General features: G+C 68.8%; 14 protein-coding genes. 7 read left to right on the plus strand and 7 right to left on the minus strand.

The window, feature by feature from the left end:
• Nucleotides 1–3: 3 nt before the first annotated feature.
• The 5 genes from BN976_RS03895 to fadD2 all read right to left on the minus strand — a co-directional run bounded on the left by BN976_RS03895 (nt 4) and on the right by fadD2 (nt 4,564).
• Nucleotides 4–1,398: an NAD(P)/FAD-dependent oxidoreductase gene (locus BN976_RS03895; protein WP_011777721.1), complete on the minus strand. Its 1,395-nt coding sequence runs from the start codon at nt 1,396–1,398 to the stop codon at nt 4–6.
• Nucleotides 1,395–1,610 carry a ferredoxin gene (locus tag BN976_RS03900; protein WP_011777720.1) on the minus strand — a complete coding sequence of 72 codons (216 nt, stop codon included), beginning with the start codon at nt 1,608–1,610 and terminating at the stop codon, nt 1,395–1,397. Before BN976_RS03900 ends, BN976_RS03895 begins: the two co-directional genes overlap by 4 nt.
• A 21-nt stretch (nt 1,611–1,631) precedes the next feature.
• Entirely contained in the window at nt 1,632–1,793 is a 162-nt protein-coding gene (locus BN976_RS33720) for a hypothetical protein (RefSeq protein ID WP_158497995.1), read from the minus strand.
• Between the two features lie 196 nt (nt 1,794–1,989).
• Nucleotides 1,990–2,769, minus strand: coding sequence for an SDR family NAD(P)-dependent oxidoreductase (locus BN976_RS03905; protein WP_036368097.1), 780 nt, complete (start codon nt 2,767–2,769; stop codon nt 1,990–1,992).
• A gap of 100 nt (nt 2,770–2,869) precedes the next feature.
• Nucleotides 2,870–4,564, minus strand: coding sequence for a long-chain-fatty-acid--CoA ligase FadD2 (gene fadD2, locus BN976_RS03910; RefSeq protein ID WP_036368099.1), 1,695 nt, complete (start codon nt 4,562–4,564; stop codon nt 2,870–2,872).
• Nucleotides 4,565–4,619: 55 nt separating this feature from the next.
• On the opposite strand from fadD2, the gene BN976_RS03915 reads away from it, so the two are divergent.
• The 6 genes from BN976_RS03915 to BN976_RS03940 all read left to right on the plus strand — a co-directional run bounded on the left by BN976_RS03915 (nt 4,620) and on the right by BN976_RS03940 (nt 10,710).
• Complete coding sequence (locus BN976_RS03915; RefSeq protein WP_036368102.1) at nt 4,620–5,858, plus strand: DNA polymerase domain-containing protein; 1,239 nt, start codon at nt 4,620–4,622, stop codon at nt 5,856–5,858.
• A 147-nt stretch (nt 5,859–6,005) separates the two neighbouring features.
• Entirely contained in the window at nt 6,006–6,413 is a 408-nt protein-coding gene (locus tag BN976_RS03920) for an STAS domain-containing protein (RefSeq protein ID WP_036368105.1), read from the plus strand.
• A 160-nt stretch (nt 6,414–6,573) separates the two neighbouring features.
• Nucleotides 6,574–7,770, plus strand: a complete 1,197-nt coding sequence (locus BN976_RS03925) for an acyl-CoA dehydrogenase family protein (protein ID WP_011777715.1) — start codon at nt 6,574–6,576, stop codon at nt 7,768–7,770.
• Nucleotides 7,771–7,861: 91 nt separating this feature from the next.
• On the plus strand, nt 7,862–9,034 hold the full coding sequence (locus BN976_RS03930; protein ID WP_011777714.1) for an acyl-CoA dehydrogenase family protein: 1,173 nt from the start codon (nt 7,862–7,864) through the stop codon (nt 9,032–9,034).
• A gap of 11 nt (nt 9,035–9,045) precedes the next feature.
• Nucleotides 9,046–9,288, plus strand: coding sequence for a hypothetical protein (locus BN976_RS03935; RefSeq protein WP_036368107.1), 243 nt, complete (start codon nt 9,046–9,048; stop codon nt 9,286–9,288).
• 9 nt (nt 9,289–9,297) lie between these two features.
• On the plus strand, nt 9,298–10,710 hold the full coding sequence (locus BN976_RS03940) for an NCS2 family permease (protein WP_036368110.1): 1,413 nt from the start codon (nt 9,298–9,300) through the stop codon (nt 10,708–10,710).
• A gap of 8 nt (nt 10,711–10,718) precedes the next feature.
• Here BN976_RS03940 and map read toward each other — a convergent pair whose 3' ends face one another.
• Nucleotides 10,719–11,507, minus strand: a complete 789-nt coding sequence (map, locus tag BN976_RS03945; protein ID WP_011777712.1) for a type I methionyl aminopeptidase — start codon at nt 11,505–11,507, stop codon at nt 10,719–10,721.
• Nucleotides 11,508–11,602: 95 nt separating this feature from the next.
• Here map and BN976_RS03950 point away from each other — a divergent pair, with 95 nt between their 5' ends.
• Complete coding sequence (locus BN976_RS03950) at nt 11,603–11,869, plus strand: helix-turn-helix domain-containing protein (RefSeq protein WP_011777711.1); 267 nt, start codon at nt 11,603–11,605, stop codon at nt 11,867–11,869.
• On the opposite strand, the gene BN976_RS03955 is transcribed toward BN976_RS03950, so the two are convergent.
• A complete protein-coding gene (locus tag BN976_RS03955; protein WP_234935410.1) occupies nt 11,866–12,510 on the minus strand; it encodes a TetR/AcrR family transcriptional regulator in 645 nt (214 codons plus the stop codon). The two genes, BN976_RS03950 and BN976_RS03955, sit on opposite strands and share 4 nt — an antisense overlap.
• Between the last annotated feature and the right edge of the window lie 22 nt (nt 12,511–12,532).

A 12,532-nucleotide genomic window follows, 5' to 3' on the forward strand; every position in this document is an offset into this window, starting at 1 on the left:
GCATCATCGGCGCAGGAATTCTGCGCCGCGGTCGGTCGGGTCGTGCCCGGTGAGAACCACGTCGGGAATCCCGGTGGGCACGCGGGGGTCGGGGAAACGCGCCGGCATGGGCTCGCCGAGGACCGGCCGGTCGAAGCCGGGCGGGGGCGGGGGGAACGGCGCCGAGCGCTCGATCAGATCGGCGTAATAGGGCAGCCACTTGCCGTGGTTGAAGGTGACCGCGCCGACGATGCGTCCGCGCCGGCCGTACGCCGCCGCGAACCGGTACTCCCCGGGCGAGCCTTGGGTGAACACGATCTCGTCGCCGAACGAGCAGACCCCGACACCCTTGATGTTCACCCCGAACTGACCGGACCAGAACGACGGCAAGGGCAGGTGCGGGCGCCGGCCGGTCTCCAGGTTGATCATGTTGTTCGCCGCGACCTCACCGCCCGAGACGGCGTTGTCCCAGTGTTCCAGCGACATGAACTGGTACTCGTAGAGCACGTGTGGCGCCCGGGCCACATCGCCGGCGACGAAGATGTTGTCGGTGACCACACCGTTGACGTCGAAGGCGCGGCAGCCGGCATCGCAGGCCACTCCCCAGAATCCCGTCGCCAGCCCGGCGTCGTCGAGCCATTCGACATTGCGGATCGATCCCAACGACGCCACCACCACGTCGACGGGCAGCGTGGTCCCGTCGGACAGCCGCGCGCTGCGCACGTGACCGGTGTCGTCACCGTCGAGTCCGAGCACCGACACCCCGGTGCGCAGGTCGACACCGGCATCGCGTTGCATCGCGGCGGCCAACTCGCCGATCACCCCGCCCAGCGCTCCGACCAGCGGTGCCGGACCGCGTTCGGCGACCGTGACGGCAAGGTCGAGTTCGCGGCACACCGAGGCCATCTCGGACCCGATGAATCCGGAGCCGACGACGAGCACCCGGTTCGGCCGCGCGTGCAGCGCCGCCTGCAATGCGGCGGCGTCGTCCCGGGTGCGCAGCGTGAACACGCCGTCCAGCGCCGCCTCATCCGGATTCGGCCACTGCCGGGCCCGCACCCCGGTGGCGATCAGCAGCCGGTCGTACTCCACCGCCGAACCGTCCGCCAGCAGAACGCGTTTGGCGCGGCGGTCCAGACCGGTCGCGGCGACACCGAGTCGCCAGTCCGCGTCCACCCGGCGCAGCCGCGGCAGCTTCGTGTGGTCGGCCGGCACCCAGCCTTTGAGGACCTGTTTGGACAGCGGCGGCCGGTCATAGGGCTCATGTGGTTCGTCGCCGATGATCGTCAACGAGCCGCTGAACCCGCCGTCGCGCAGCGCTTCTGCCGCGCGCAACCCGGCCAGCGAGGCTCCGACGATGACGATGCGGCCGGTTCTGCGGAACGAGTCGACGAGTTCGCCGATCAGTTCGACCGTCACAGACTGTCCCGATCCTCGGGCGGGTCAGCCTCGACGACGATCGCCTGCACCGGGCAGGATGCGGCAGCCCGCAGCACACGTTGTCGTTGGGAGACATCGGGGTTCGGGTCGTAGGCCAGGGCCTCCTCGCCAAGCATCTTCAACACCTCGGGAGCCAGCGGGACGCACTGCGCATATCCCTGGCATCGGTTGAGGTCCACCACGAGCCGCATCAGATCTCCTGTCCGCAGTGGTTACACGCAGCCGCTGACACTGATGCGCCCGCCCACTCCGGCGCACACATCGGCGGTCGCCGGCGCGGGCTCAGCCAGCAATGTGCACCCGGCGACGCCCGCAGACCGGTAGGCCGGAATCGCGATTCTGCCGCGCAGCGGCCAGTGGCACAGTGACTTCACGCGCCGATTCTGACGCCATCGTCAGAGCCGCGTCTTGGTTTCAGGCGACACAGCCACAAGATTTCGGTGGGTGTTCACGATCCGCGCCACCTGCCTACGCGACACCGGCCTCAGCCCGACTCGAACGCTCGCGCACCAGGCACCGGGGTGGGAGCAAACCCTGACGCGCGCCGGGTGTTCCCGATCGAGCGCGAGATCAGGGCAGGATCGCGTCGACGTAGCCGCCGTCGACGCGCAGTGCGCCACCGGTCGTCGCCGACGCCAGTGGCGACGCCAGGTAGGTGACCATGTTGGCGATCTCCTCGGGCCCGATGAGGCGCTCGATCAGCGACTGCGGCCGGTGTAACCGCATGAACTCGCGCTGCGCCTGCTCCCAGGGCAGCGATTTGTCGACCAGCTGGTAGACGAAGTCCTCCACCCCTGCGGTGTGGGTGGGTCCGGCGATGACGGAGTTGACGGTGACGCCGGTGCCCGACGCGTCCTTGGCGAAACCCCGCGACAGGGCCAGCAGCGCGGTCTTGGACACCCCGTAATGGATCATCTCCTCCGGGATGACGATCGCCGAATCGCTGGCGATCTGCAGCACCCGGCCCCACCCGCGATCCACCATGCCGGGCAGATAGTGCCGGATGAGCCGCGCGGCGGCGAGCACGTTGACCTCGAAATAGCTGCGCCACTGGTCGTCGGTGATCTCGCGCGCCGGCACCGCGCCGAAGATGCCGAGGTTGTTGACCAGGATGTCGATGTGCGGGAGTTCCGCGGCCAAGGCCTGCGCGCCTGCCGCGTCGGCGACGTCGGCCGCGACGCCGACGACATCGCCGTCGAGTGTCGCCACGGCCTCGTCGACCCGGTCCCGGCTGCGTCCGTTCACTGCGACGCGCGCTCCGGAGGCGGCCAGCGACCGGGCGATCGCGAGACCGATTCCCTGGGTCGAGCCGGTGACGAGAGCGGTCTTACCTGTCAGATCGATTTTCACGCACGGGTACGACGACCGCCGGCCGCCGAGTATTCCGCGAGCGTGCGCGAAATCGCGAGATCTGACGGCGTGGCGCCCGCAGACACGCCCGCTCGCGGGGTTAGTCCGGGATCTCCATCTCGCGCAGTTGGCGCTTGAGGATCTTGCCCGTGGGGTTGCGCGGCAGCTCGTCGAGGAAGACCACCTCGCGCGGCACCTTGTAGCGGGCCAGGTTGTCCCGCACGTACGCCTTGATCGCGTCCTCGTCGACCGCCGCGCCCTCGACCTTGACGACAAAGCAGCGCAGCCGGGCGCCCCACTCCTTGTCCTCCACCCCGATCGCGGTGGCCTCCACCACCTCGGGGTGGCCGCTGACGAGGTCCTCGATCTCGGCGGGGAACACGTTCTCACCGCCGGAGACGATCATCTCGTCGTCGCGGCCGCTGACGTAGAGCAGGTCGTTCTCGTCGAAGTAACCCACGTCGCCCGAGGACAGCAGCCCGTCGATGATCTGCTTACCGCCGCCGCCGGTGTAGCCCTGGAACGGGAAGAAGTTGCCGACGAAGATCCGGCCGACCTGACCGCGCGGCACATCATTGCCGTTGTCGTCGAGGATCCTGACCTTCATCCCCTTGACCACCGGCCCCACGGTCGCCGGGTTGATCGAAAGATGTTGTGGGCCTGCGATGGTCGCAAACGCCACCTCGGTGGAGCCGTAGAGGTTGTACACGACCGGTCCGAGTTCCTTGAGCGCCCTGGTGGCCAGTTCGGCGCCCAGCTGCGAGCCGGACACGAACACGATCCGCAGCGACGACAGGTCCGGCTTCGGGGAGGTCTTGTCGAGCTCGTCGAGCATCCGCGACAGCATCACCGGGACCACGACGATCGCAGTGGCCCTGTGCTTCTCGATGTCGGCCAGCACGGTGGCCGGCTTGAACCGCCGGCGCAGCACCAGTGTGGTGCCCAGCATCATCGCGATCGTCGCGTGCAGGAAGCCCAGCGCGTGGAACATCGGCGCGGGCAGCGACGTCACTTCCTGCGACTTGAACGGCACCGAAGACAGGATCCCGCCGATCGGCGCCAGAGACGGTGGCGCGCTGCGGTTCGCACCCTTCGGCGTGCCGGTGGTGCCGCTGGTCAGGATGATGATCGACGAGTGTTTGGTCGCCTTCGGCGGCGGGTTCGAGGTGGTGCGCGCGATCAACTCCTCCAGCGTCTCGTCGGTGCTGCCCGACGGCTCCTCCTTGTCCGGGTTCACGCCCAGGGAACGCAACTTGCCGAGCTCGGGCTCGGCGGCCGCGACGGCGGCGGTGTACTCGTCGTCGTAGATCACGAGCTTGGCGCCCTCGCGCTCGGAGACCTCCTTGATCTGCGGGCCGGAGAACTCGCTGTTGAGCAGGATGATTCGCGCGCCCACCTTCCCTGCGGCGTACACCGACACCAGGAACCACCGGTGGTTGCGGGCCAGGATCGCCACCCCGTCTCCGCCCTTGACGCCCTTGGCGAGCAGCCCGTTGGCCACCGCGTTGGCCGCGTCGTCCAGTTCCTTGAACGTCATCTCGCCGAAGTCGTCGATGACGGCCGCCCGGTGCGGGTAACGACGCGCGTTGAGCGCCGGGATCATCCCGAACTCGCCCCAGCGGCGCATGTCCGCCACGAACGCGGCGATGTCCTGCGGCGGCTCCAGTTTCAGTGCGCCCGCCTCGAACATCTTGCGTGCGTAGTGCAGCTCGGCCGAGCCCCGCTCCAGGTAGGTGCCGACGGTCTGCTGGAGCTTGGCGGCGGCCTGCAACGGAAGATCGCTGAGCTTGGGCATACGTCAACCTTATGTGACGGAGGTCGCAGCGCGGTCTGGAACCTACGATGAGGAGATGGCCGCTCGCGAGTCGTTCGAGATCGCCGGCGAGCAGGTGCCGATCACCAATCCGGACAAGGTGGTGTTCGGCGATCTCGGGCTCACCAAGCTCGACCTGATGCGCTACTACGCCGCCGTCGCCGACGGGGCGCTGCGCGGCGTCCGGGATCGTCCGATGATCCTGAAGCGGTTCGTCAAGGGCATCGAGCAGGAGGCCGTCTTTCAGAAGCGGGCCCCGGAGAAGCGGCCGGACTTCGTCGACGTCGCCGAGTTGAAGTACGCGTCGGGCACGTCGGCCAAGGAGGCGGTGCTGCACGACGCCGCCGGCCTGATCTGGGCGGTGAACCTCGGCTGCGTCGACCTGAACCCGCACCCGGTGCGCGCCGACGACCTCGAGCACCCCGACGAATTGCGGGTCGACCTCGACCCGATGCCCGGGGTGGGCTGGCGCCAGATCCTCGACGTGGCGTTCGTGGCGCGGGAGGTGCTGGAGGACCACGGCCTGGTGGCCTGGCCGAAGACGTCCGGCTCGCGTGGCTTCCACATCTATGCGCGCATCCACCGCCGCTGGCCGTTCAAGCTCGTCCGGCTGGCGGCCGAGACCGTTGCCCGCGAGGTCGAACGCCGGGCCCCGGAGTCGGCGACGGCGCGGTGGTGGAAGGAGGAACGCCAGGGTGTGTTCGTCGACTTCAACCAGAACGCCAAGGACCGCACCGTGGCGTCGGCGTACTCCGTGCGGGCCACCCCGGATGCGCGGGTGTCGACGCCGCTGTTCTGGGACGAAGTCGCCGACTGCCGCCCCGAGGAGTTCACGGTGCGCACCGTGCCGCGCCGGCTCTCCGAGCGCGGCGATCCCTGGGAGGGAATGGACGATGCCGCGGGCGGCCTGGAGGCCTTGCTCGACCTCGCCGACCGGCTCGGGCCGGCCGAGAAGGCGCCCAGGGGTGCCCGCAAGTCAGCCGACGGCCGCAGGGTTTCGGTCATGCCGTTGATCGAGATCGCCCGGACCAAGACCAAAGACGAGGCCATGGCGGCGCTGCAGCAGTGGCGCGACAAGTATCCGGCTGCAGCCGAAAAGCTGGAGCCCGCAGACGTTCTCGTCGACGGCATGCGCGGCCCCAGCTCGATCTGGTACCGGATCCGGATCAACCTGCAACACGTCGCCGAGGACGCGCGGCCCGCACAGGAGGAGCTGCTGGCGGACTACAATCCGTGGCACAACTACACCGGCGCGCAGCAACAGCGCCGCGACTAAGTTACCGACGAGTTTGCTGGCGGACCGTAACGAGGTTCTTAGCGAAGTATTAGTAGATACACCCAGCGGCCTTAAGTTGCCTCACTACCTTGAAGCATGTGTAGCCCACCGACGGGCTACGGGAGCTCTAGATCGAGGGAGGCTGCGATGTACGGCAATCCGACGTTTCACTGCGATGGCGCCGACATTCGGGCGCACTGCCGTCAGTTGGCTACCGTCGTGACGATCTCCGGCCATCTCGACGACGTCAACGTCGAGACCGCCAGCCACTACGTCGATCGCTTCATCCTCACCGAGAAGCCCTTCGTTCTCGACCTCTCCGGCGTCGATTCGTTTACCCGCGAAGCGATTTCGCTGCTGTTTGCCATCGACGACGTCTGCGCCTCGGCAGGCGTGGACTGGTCGATGATCGCCAGCCGTGCGGTCGAGCAAACACTGCGGGACGCCGGCATCGAGTTCCCGGCCGCCGGCTCGGTTCCCGAGGCGCTCAACCACTTCGCCGACGCGATGGTGGCACGCCGGCAACTGCTCCCCCTCCTGACCAAGACTGCGTAAGGATCACTGTGTTACTTGATGTCCGGTGGCTCCGGTACCTGCTTCAGCGTCACCACAGGTCGCACGTCGAGCACCTCGCCCTGACCCGCGGCTGAACCGTTCGCCCTCCGACCGGCCGGTTGGCCGTCGGTCGGCGCGCGCACTGATTTAGTGTGCAGCTATGGGCACTGATGCCGACCGGGTTGCCGACGCCGCCCGCCGGGTGGTCGACGAACACGACCCCAAGACCGTCCCGATTCCCGAATTCCTCGGCGCCTGCTTCGACGCGGGACTGTCGTGGGTGCACTTCCCCGAAGGCTTCGGTGGCCTCGGCCTGTCCCGCGGACTGCAGGCGGTTGCGGATCGCATCCTGCAGGGCGCCGGCGGTCCGGTCCCACTGGGGCTGAACCCGATGGGGTACGGCATGGCCGCCCCGACGGTGCGGGAGCACGCCCAGACCGACGAAGTCCGCCATCGGCTGCTGCGGCCGCTGGCGACCACCGAGGAGATCTGGTGCCAGCTGTTCTCCGAACCCGGCGCCGGATCGGATCTCGCAGGGCTGGCCACGTCGGCCGTCCTCGACGGTGACACCTGGGTCGTCAACGGCCAGAAGGTGTGGACCAGCCTCGCCCACCGCGCCAAGTGGGGGCTGCTGCTGGCGCGCACCGACCCCGACGTCCCCAAACACAAGGGCCTCACGTACTTCGTCATCGACATGCACGCCGACGGCGTGCAGACCCGCCCGCTGCGGCAGCTCACCGGGCACGCGGAGTTCAACGAGGTCTACATGACCGATGCCCGCATCCCCGACGCCTACCGGCTCGGCGCGGTCGGCGACGGCTGGCGGGTCGCGATGACCACGCTGATGAACGAGCGCAGCGCGCTCGGGGGCAGCGGCAGCAGGCGCGGGGCGGGCACCGTCTCGGACGCGGTCGCGCTGTGGGCGTCGCGCCCGGACCTGCACACCCCGGTGTTGCGCGACCGGCTGACCAGGCTGTGGCTCCGGGCCGAGGCGCAGCGGCTCACCTCCGAGCGGTCCAGGGCGTCGGCGACCGTCGGCGGACCCGGCCCGGAGGGTTCGGTCGGCAAGCTCGTCGGAGCCGAGCTCAACCAGCACATCTACGAGTTCTGCATGGATCTGCTCGGTCCCGAAGGGATTCTGTACGGCAGCTACGGAATGCAGGACACTTCCTCGAATGGCGACGCCCAGGACTGGCGCGGACCGATCCAGCAGCGGTTCCTGCGCAGCCGCGCCAACACGATCGAGGGCGGAACGTCCGAGGTGATGCGCAACATTCTCGCCGAGCGGGTGCTCGGCCTGCCGGGAGACCTCCGCGCGGATGCGGGGATGCCGTGGAAGGAGGTGCCGCGTGGCTGAGGAGCTTGCGGATCAGCCCGACAAGATGGCTGAGGAGCTTGCGGATCAGCCCGACAAGATGGCTGAGGAGCTTACGGATCAGCCCGACAAAGTGGCTGATTCGCAGGGCGCTGAGTACGTGTTCACCGAGGAGCAGGGTCAGCTGCGCGCCGCGGTGCGCAGATTCTGTGCAGACCACATCGACGAGACCGCGGTGCGCGCTCAGATGGCGTCCGAGCCCCGGTTCGACCCGAAGGTCTGGGCCAGGCTCGGCTCCGAGCTGGGCGTGCTGGGGATGTCGGTTCCGGAGTCCCACGGTGGCGCGGGCGGCACGCTGGTCGACCAGGCGGTCGCCGTCGAGCAGCTCGGCGCCGCGCTGGCATGCGGCCCGCTTTTCGGCACCGTGTATCTCGCGATCCCCGCGCTGGTCGCGTCGTCGCAGCCGGGTGATCTGCTGGCACCGCTGATCGAGGGCATCCGCACCGCGGCATTCGCCGTCCCCGACGCCGGCGGCGACTTCGATGCCGACGCCGTCACCGTGGAAGCGATTCCCACCGACCAGGGCTGGACCCTGACCGGCACGGTCCAGCGGGTGGTCGACGCAGGCGCCGCGGACGTCGTCCTGGTCGCCGCCGCCGGCCCCGACGGCCTCGGCCTCTACGCGATCGAGGCGGACAACATCGGCGTGCAACGCATTCCGCTGACCACGCTCGATCTGACCCGGCCCCAGGCCACCGTCGGGCTGTTCCATGCGCCGGCCAGGCTGGTGGCCGGGCCCGCCGAGGCGGAACGGGTGATCACCCATGCGCTCCAGATCGGCGCGGCGCTGCTGGCGGTCGAGCAGGTCGGCGCGGCACAACATCTGCTGGACCTCACCGTCGACTACGCGAAGAACCGGCTGCAGTTCGGCAGGCCGATCGGCTCGTTCCAGGCGGTCAAGCACAGGCTCGCCGACGACCTGGTCGCGCTCGAGCACGCCCGATCGACGGCCTACCACGCGGTGTGGGCGCTCACCGATGGGTCCGACGACCCTGCCCTGGCGGTGAGCATCGCACAGGCGACGTGTTCGGAGGCGCTCGTTCGAGTTGCGACCGACACCATCCAGGTACACGGTGGTATCGGCTTCACCTGGGAACATCAGGCGCATCTGTACTACAAGCGGGCCTACACCGACGCGGCCCTGCTCGGCAGCGCGGAAGCGCACCGGGCCCGGGTGGCCGAGCTGGTACTCGACGTCGCGCCACGCAAGGACGCTCCGCGGGTGGCGACGGGCATGCCGAGCTGAGAGGAAGCCAAGTGACGCAACAGATTTCGCGATATCTGGCGGCTGCGGCCGTCGCTGCCGCCACCGTGGTCGCGCCGCTCGCGGCATCGGCGCTCACCGCCCCTGCCACCTGGACCGCGCAATGCCCGCCCGGCCAGACGGGCGTGATCTACGGTTGCGCGCCGTTCTGCGTGGCCGGTAAGTACCTCGACACCCAGACCGGTCTGTGCATGCCGGTCGCGCCGCCGCCGCCTGCCGCCGCGCCGCGGTACTAGGGACCGCCCGTGAATCCAGTGGACCGCTTCTTCGAGATCACGGCCCGCCAGTCGAGCGTGGCCACCGAAATCCGTGGTGGCGTGGTCACGTTCATCGCGATGGCCTACATCATCGTGCTGAACCCGATCATCCTGTCGGGTTCGGCGGACGTCGACGGCAACAAGCTCGACTTCGCGCAGGTGTCGGCGATGACCTCGCTGGCCGCCGGCGTGATGACGATCCTGTTCGGCGTGGTCGCCCGGTTGCCGTTCGCGCTGGCCGCCGGCCTCGGTATCAACTCGTTTCTCGCCACCACGGTGGTCGGCTCGCTGACGTGGCCCGAGGCGATGGGCCTGGTGGTCATCAACGGCCTGATCATCGTGCTGTTGGCCGTGACAGGTCTGCGCCGGTTGGTGTTCGACGCGGTGCCGATGCAGCTCAAGCTCGCGATCACCGCGGGCATCGGGCTGTTCATCCTGTTCATCGGCCTGGTCGACGCCGGCTTCATCTCCTCCACGGGCGTGCCGTCCCCGCCCGTGGGCCTCGGCGGCGGCGGGCAGGGCTCCATCAGCACCGTCCCGACCGTGATCTTCGTGTTCACGCTGCTGCTCACCGGGGTGCTGGTGGCCAAGCGGGTGCGTGGCGGAATCCTGATCGGGCTCGTGATCGGCACCGTGATCGCAGTGGTGGTGGAGGCCATCTGGCATCTCGGATCGGCCACCGAGAAGCCCGGCGGTTGGAGCCTGTCGGTGCCCACGCTGTCGGGATCGCCGTTCTCCCTTCCCGACCTGTCCCTGGTCGGGGCGTTCAGCCTCGACAGCTTCGGCCGCATCGGGGTCCTCGCCGCCGTAATGCTGGTCTTCACACTGGTTTTCGCGAACTTCTTCGACGCGATGGGCACGATGACGGGGTTGTCGCGGGAAGCCGGGTTGTCGGACGCCAACGGCACGTTCCCACGGCTGCGGTCCGCACTGGTGGTCGAAGGTGCCGGCGCGGTGGTCGGCGGCGCGACGTCCTCGTCGTCGAACACCGTGTTCATCGAGTCCGGTGCCGGCATCGAGGAGGGCGCCCGCACCGGCCTGGCCAACGTGGTGACCGGGTTGCTGTTCCTGGCTGCGATGTTCGTCGCCCCGTTGGCCTCGATCGTGCCGACGGAGGTGGCGGCCGCCGCCCTGGTGGTGGTGGGCGCGATGATGGTGTCGCATCTGCGCCACATCGACCTGTCCGAGTTCTCGGTGGCGCTGCCGGTCGTGTTGACCGTCGCGGTGATGCCGTTCAGCTACTCGATCGCCAACGGCATCGGCGTCGGCTTCATCACCTGGGTGGTGATGCGCACCGCAGCGGGCAAGGTCCGCGAGGTCAGCCCACTGTTGTGGGTGGTGGCGGCGGGTTTCGCCGTGTACTTCGCGCGGACCCCGCTGGAATCGCTGATCGGGGTGTGAGAGCGGCTCTACCGCGGGGCGGCGGTGACGCGCTCGCGGCGCGTGAGCACCAGCGCCGGACCGTCGGTGATCGCGATGGTGTGCTCGCTGTGGGCGGTGCGGGATCCGTCGGCGGAGCGGATCGTCCACCCGTCCGGGTCGTAGACGATCTTGTCGGTGCCCGCGGCGAACCACGGTTCCAGCGCGAGCGTGAGCCCCTGGCGCAGCTTGAGCCCCCGCCCGGCACGCCCGACGTTGGAGACGTGCGGGTCTTCGTGCATGGTCCTTCCGAGCCCGTGACCGCCGAACTCGGTGTTGACCGGATAGCCGTAGTCGGCCGCCACGGCACCGATCGCCGCCGAGATGTCGCCGAGGCGGTTTCCCGGCAGCGCCGCGGCGATGCCTGCCGCCAGTGCTTCCTCGGTGGCCGCGATCAGGCGCCGATCCTCGGCGCGCGGGGTGCCGACAATGATGCTGCGCGCGGAATCGGCGACCCATCCGTCGATCGACACCGCGATGTCCATGCTCAGCAGGTCACCGTCGGCGAGTACATAGTCGTGCGGAAGTCCGTGCAGCACTGCGTCGTTGACGGACAGGCAGATGACATTGCGAAAAGGTCCGCGGCCGAACGACGGCGCGTAGTCCCAGTAGCACGACTGCGCACCGCGCTCGGCGAGCAGTGTGCGGGCGCGCAGTTCCAGGTCGAGGAGGTTCACGCCCGGGCGGGCACGGCCGGCGAGATCGTCGAGCAGCTCGGCGATGAACGTGCCGGTGACGTCCATCGCCGCGATTTCCTGTGGTGTCTTCAGCTCCAGCACGAGCCGTCCTTCCTCTGCCGCCCGAAACCGGTATAGAAATACCAGGCTAGCCGAAGGTTCGGTATTTTCATACCGGAGCGGGGTACGCTGCCCGCATGGTGCGTCTCCCGCTGACCGCAGAACAGCTCGCCGCAGGCAAGCGCCTCGGCGAACAGCTCCGGCGGGCCAGGGGCGAGCGCACGCTGACCGATGTGGCTCAGGCGGCGGCCATTTCCCCCGAGACGCTGCGCAAGATCGAGACCGGTCGGCTGGCCACCCCGGCGTTCGCGACCATCGCCGCACTGGCACGGGTGCTCGACCTGTCCCTCGACGAACTCGCCGTCAGCGCTCTGGCGCGTGTCGATCTGAAGCACACCGGCTAGCTCGTCTGCGACAGGCGCTCGGCTGCCACGCCGATGACCACCGCTCGGATCTGCCGTTGGATGTCGCGGCTGGTCATCGGCTCGGTCGACCCGTTGGCGAAGGCGAAGACCAGCCCGCTGAGGTAGGTCAACACCACCGACACCTGTTCGTCCAGCAGTGACCGGTCCAGGGGCGCGGTGAGGCCGTTCTGCATCGCCGTCACGAGCCGTTCGGTCAACGCACGATAGCTCTCGGACACCTGCTGGAATCCCGCCGCGATGCCGGCGTCGCCCTTGGCCAGCATGGTCAGCTCCAGCCGGGCGCGGGTCCGCGACAGGTGCGGTTCGTCTCGGACGAGCAGAACCTGCTCGGCGAGCATGGGCAGAAGATCGTCGCCGGCGCCGTCGGGAACGTCGTCGAACGCCTGGGCAAACGCTTCGGCGTCGTAGCGGGCCAGATGGTCGGCGACGCCCTGCAGCAGCGCCACCCTGGTCCGGTAGTAGAACGACGTCGTGCCGTCGGGCACACCGGCGCGGCGATCGACCTTGAGGTGACTCAGGCCGCGCGGACCGTCTTCGGCGAGCAGCGTGATGGCGGCGTCACACAGCTGGTGACGCCGCTGTGCGGCATTGGGTCTACGGCGGCTGTCAACACGTGTCATCGTACGGGCGCTGCCGATGTTC

It is taken from the genome of Mycolicibacterium austroafricanum (genome assembly GCF_000612725.1).
Lineage (GTDB): Bacteria > Actinomycetota > Actinomycetes > Mycobacteriales > Mycobacteriaceae > Mycobacterium > Mycobacterium austroafricanum.

Bases quoted from the DNA above. Each gene is read 5' to 3' on its own strand.
- BN976_RS03900 (WP_011777720.1), bottom strand. From the start codon at position 1,610: ATGCGGCTCGTGGTGGACCTCAACCGATGCCAGGGATATGCGCAGTGC.
- fadD2 (WP_036368099.1), bottom strand. From the start codon at position 4,564: ATGCCCAAGCTCAGCGATCTTCCGTTGCAGGCCGCCGCCAAGCTCCAG.
- BN976_RS03915 (WP_036368102.1), top strand. From the start codon at position 4,620: ATGGCCGCTCGCGAGTCGTTCGAGATCGCCGGCGAGCAGGTGCCGATC.
- BN976_RS03920 (WP_036368105.1), top strand. From the start codon at position 6,006: ATGTACGGCAATCCGACGTTTCACTGCGATGGCGCCGACATTCGGGCG.
- BN976_RS03925 (WP_011777715.1), top strand. From the start codon at position 6,574: ATGGGCACTGATGCCGACCGGGTTGCCGACGCCGCCCGCCGGGTGGTC.
- BN976_RS03950 (WP_011777711.1), top strand. From the start codon at position 11,603: ATGGTGCGTCTCCCGCTGACCGCAGAACAGCTCGCCGCAGGCAAGCGC.
- BN976_RS03955 (WP_234935410.1), bottom strand. From the start codon at position 12,510: ATGACACGTGTTGACAGCCGCCGTAGACCCAATGCCGCACAGCGGCGT.